At 69.8% G+C, this 3,679-nt stretch carries 3 protein-coding genes and 2 pseudogenes; 1 reads left to right on the top strand and 4 read right to left on the bottom strand.

What is annotated here, in order from left to right; translation table 11 throughout:
• From BKN37_RS26355 to BKN37_RS26340, 4 genes and pseudogenes are all read right to left on the bottom strand, one after another.
• Positions 1-352: pseudogene (locus BKN37_RS26355) on the bottom strand (hypothetical protein); the annotation flags it as partial.
• The gene (locus BKN37_RS26350) at positions 349-1,032 is read right to left on the bottom strand and encodes a sensor domain-containing protein (protein ID WP_083342067.1); all 684 of its coding nucleotides are present in this window, start codon (positions 1,030-1,032) and stop codon (positions 349-351) included. The gene BKN37_RS26350 and the pseudogene BKN37_RS26355, both read right to left, overlap by 4 nt.
• 24 nt (positions 1,033-1,056) lie before the next feature.
• Positions 1,057-2,658 (bottom strand): fatty-acid--CoA ligase FadD8, encoded by a 1,602-nt coding sequence (fadD8, locus tag BKN37_RS26345; RefSeq protein ID WP_071030170.1) that lies wholly within the window; start codon positions 2,656-2,658, stop codon positions 1,057-1,059.
• A 33-nt stretch (positions 2,659-2,691) separates the two neighbouring features.
• Positions 2,692-3,381 (bottom strand): sensor domain-containing protein, encoded by a 690-nt coding sequence (locus BKN37_RS26340; RefSeq protein ID WP_071030168.1) that lies wholly within the window; start codon positions 3,379-3,381, stop codon positions 2,692-2,694.
• Positions 3,382-3,479: 98 nt separating this feature from the next.
• Here BKN37_RS26340 and BKN37_RS26335 point away from each other — a divergent pair.
• Positions 3,480-3,679, top strand: a pseudogene (locus BKN37_RS26335) (o-succinylbenzoate synthase); the annotation flags it as partial.

Below are 3,679 nucleotides of genomic sequence, written 5' to 3'. Positions count from 1 at the left end.
GGGCGCCGTTGTCCTGCGCGTCAACAGCCAAGGCGCCCAACGCGATCGGGCTCCCGGTGACGATCTGCACCTCGCTGCTGGCGGCGCTGGCGGTGCTGACGCCGACGAGGCGATCCCGGCCGCCGGCGGCGGTGGCCACCTCGGCGATCCACAGCGTGTCGGGCCGGCCGTCGCCGTCGAGATCACCGACTACCCGTTGCGCCGCCCCCGGCGGGGCCGCGTCGCCGCCCGGCGGGCAGCCCGGCGCCGCGGAGGCGGGCCCGGCGGGCCCGCAGCACAATCCCAGGGCCAGGGCGAGCGCCAGCAGCGGGGGAGCGGACCGCGACCACATCACCCCATTGTGCGCGGTCACACGCTGGGCAGTTTGGCGTCGATGTCGTCGACGATGGTCTTGGCCTCGTCGTCGCCGTTCATCTTGCAGGCCAGCACGTCGATGATGACGTTGTTGGTCGCCCGCATCGCGTGCTGGCAGGACCAGCCGTTGGTGTGCAGTTGCGTCTGGTTCACCACCAGGGTCGAGTCGGTGGCGTCCACCGCGCCGAACTGCCATTCGGCGGGGTCGCCGTCGGGGTCGCGGTTGGTGAAATGGCGGTCGCCGCAGCGGGTCCAGTCGTCGGTGAGCTGGTGGAAGAAGTCGGCGACGGCCTTGCGGGACGGGTACACCACGGCCGCCTCGACGACCAGGTGGTCGTCGGGCCCGTTGACGTCGCCGCCCCGCACGGTTTGCGCGCGCAACGCCGACCAGCCGCTGTCCTGATACACCGACCGCTGGATCGGGTACCAGATCGCCAAACACGACTGGTCCCACTCGTCGTCATCGTCGAACAACTCGGTGCGGGTCTTCTGGATCTCCAGATCCGAGGCACCCATGACGGTGTTGAGGTCGTGGCCGTCGAGCAACACGCTGCGCAGCGCCGCCTTGGGCACCGGCACCGGCCCGTCGTGGTCGGCCGGCTCCGCTTGGCCGGGGACCAGCGTGGAGCATCCGGCCAGCAGCAGGCACAGCACCAGCAGAGGAGTCGACGTACGCACGGCTCGACGGTACCGCCGACTAACTCAGCCGATCGCGCGGGCGGCGCCCTCCCAGAACTGGGCGCGGACGGCCTTCTTGTCCGGTTTGCCCAACGCGGTCACCGGCAGCGCATCGACCACGACGACCCGCTTGGGGGACTGCACCGACCCCTTGCGGTCCTTGACCGCGGCCTGGATCTCGGCGGTCATCGCCGCGATCGCGTCCTCGTCGCGGGGCGCGTCGGCGCGCAGCACCACCACCGCGGTCACTGCCTCCCCCCACTTGTCGTCGGGGGTGCCGATCACGCACACCTGCGCCACCGCCGCATGCTCTGCCACCACGTCCTCGACCTCGCGGGGGAACACGTTGAACCCGCCGGTGACGATCATGTCCTTAACCCGGTCGACGATGAACCAGAACCCGTCCTCGTCCTCGCGGGCCATGTCGCCGGTGTGCAGCCAGCCGTCCCGGAACGTCTCGGCGGTCGCGTCCGGCAGCTGCCAGTAGCCGCCGGCCAGCAGCGGCCCGCCCACACAGATCTCGCCGACCTCGCCTTGCGGCACCGGCTGGCCGTCGGGGCCCAGCAGCGCGGTCCGGGCGAACAGCGTCGGGCGCCCGCACGACGTCAGCCGCTTCTCGTCGTGGTCGGCCTTGGCCAGGTAGCTGATCACCATCGGCGCCTCGGACTGCCCGTAGTACTGGGCGAAGATCGGCCCGAACCGCTCAATGGCCTCGGCCAGCCGCACCGGGTTGATCGCCGACGCCCCGTAGTACACGGTCTGCAGCGACGACAGGTCCCGGGTCCGCGAATCCGGGTGGTCCATCAGCGCGTACAGCATCGACGGCACCAGCATGGTCGCGGTGATGCGCTGCTCCTCGATGACCCGCAGCACCTCGGCCGGGTCGAACTTGGCCATCACCACCATCTGCCCGCCCTTGATCAGGGTCGGGGTGAAAAACGCCGCCCCGGCGTGCGACAGCGGGGTGCACATCAAAAACTTCGGGTTCGCCGGCCACTCCCACTCGGCCAGCTGAATCTGGGTCATGGTGGTGATCGACTGCACGGTGCCGATCACGCCCTTGGGTTTGCCGGTGGTGCCGCCGGTGTAGGTCAGCCCGCCGATGTGATCCGGCGGCAGGTCCGCGGCCACCAGCGGCCGCGGCGCATACTTGTCGGCCTCGGCGGCCAGATCGTGCGCCACCTGAGCCAACGCCTCGGGCACCGGGCCGATCGTCAGGATCTGGCGCAGCGACTCGACCCGCTCCAGCAGCCCGGCCGCCCGCTCCACGAACGCCGGGGTGGGGTCGATGATCAGGGTGGAAATCCCGGCGTCGGCCAGCACGTAGGCGTGGTCGTCGAGGGAGCCCAGCGGGTGCAGCGCGGTGCGCCGATACCCCATGGTCTGCCCGGCGCCGACGATCATCAGCACCTCGGGCCGGTTCAGCGACAGCAGCCCCACCGCGCTGCCGGTGCCGGCGCCCAGCGCTTCGAACGCCTGGATGTACTGGCTGATCTTGTCGGCCAGCTGGCCGCCGGTCAGCGTGGTGTCGCCGAGGAACAGCACCGGCTTGTCCCTGTGGCGTTTCAACGCACCGGCCAGCAAGTGGCCCATATGGACGGGATTGCGCAGCAGATCGTCGGTCATACCAGCCACACTAGAACGTGTTTCAGTTTCACCTCAATCGGGGATCTTGGCCAGGATCCGATCGGTGATTTCATCGGTCTGACGTGCGGTCTGGCCGTCGTTGCCGCACACCTCGGTTTCCACCATGTAGTTGCCTTTGCCAGCAACCACGTGCTGGCAGACCCGGTTGGGGTTGGTCTGGTTGTGCATGGTGGCGCTGGCCCGGGTGACGTTGACCTCGTCGCCGGTGACCGGGACGGGGATGACCTGGGCGTTGCCGTCGTCCTGCTTGACGGTGAACGGCTGCGCGCACTGCTTCCACACGTGCAGCACATACGACACCGACCATTTGCTGTCGGTCTTGAACAGCGACACCACCTGCGCGACGTTGTGCTTGCCGTCCCCCTTCAGCAAATTGCCGGTGATCTGCATCCACGAGGTGTACACCTGGTCCTGGGCGGGCAGCGCCAGCGGCGCGCACTCGCTGGGCTCGACGCTGGACGTGTCGTTGACCGGTTCGGTGATGGTCATGGACTGGGTCATCGAGGCTTCCCCGACGATGCCGGCGATCTCGGACTGGCCGAGCAGGGTGTCCTGCAGCGACGACGGCGGGGTCGTCGTGGTGACGACGCTGGGCAGCGGACCGAGCCGGTCGGCGGGCTGGGCGGTGCCGTCGACGACGGTCTGACACCCGACGGTGCACAGCAGCACCCCCAGTACCGGCAACCCGCAGCGCAGCCGCATCGCGTGTCCTCTCGGTCGGGGCTGCGGCCAAGTCTATGGCCCGGCCCCGGCCAGCGGCGCCGTTGCACGCGGCGACCGGCGGGCGGCACCATGGTCCGATGCGGCCGCCGCTGGACGACATCCTCGACTGGGTGCACGTGGTGGCGCTGCCGATGCGGGTGGCCTTCCGCGGCATCACCGTCCGCGAGGTGGCGTTGATCGACGGCCCGGCCGGCTGGGGCGAGTTCGGCGCGTTCGTCGAATACGGCCCGGCCGAGGCCGCGCACTGGCTGGCGGCCGCGCTCGAATCGGCCTACAC

The organism is Mycobacterium talmoniae (assembly GCF_001854525.1).
GTDB lineage: Bacteria > Actinomycetota > Actinomycetes > Mycobacteriales > Mycobacteriaceae > Mycobacterium > Mycobacterium talmoniae.
Note: the sequence above shows the minus strand (reverse complement) of the source record. Positions and strands in the feature narration are given on the sequence as shown.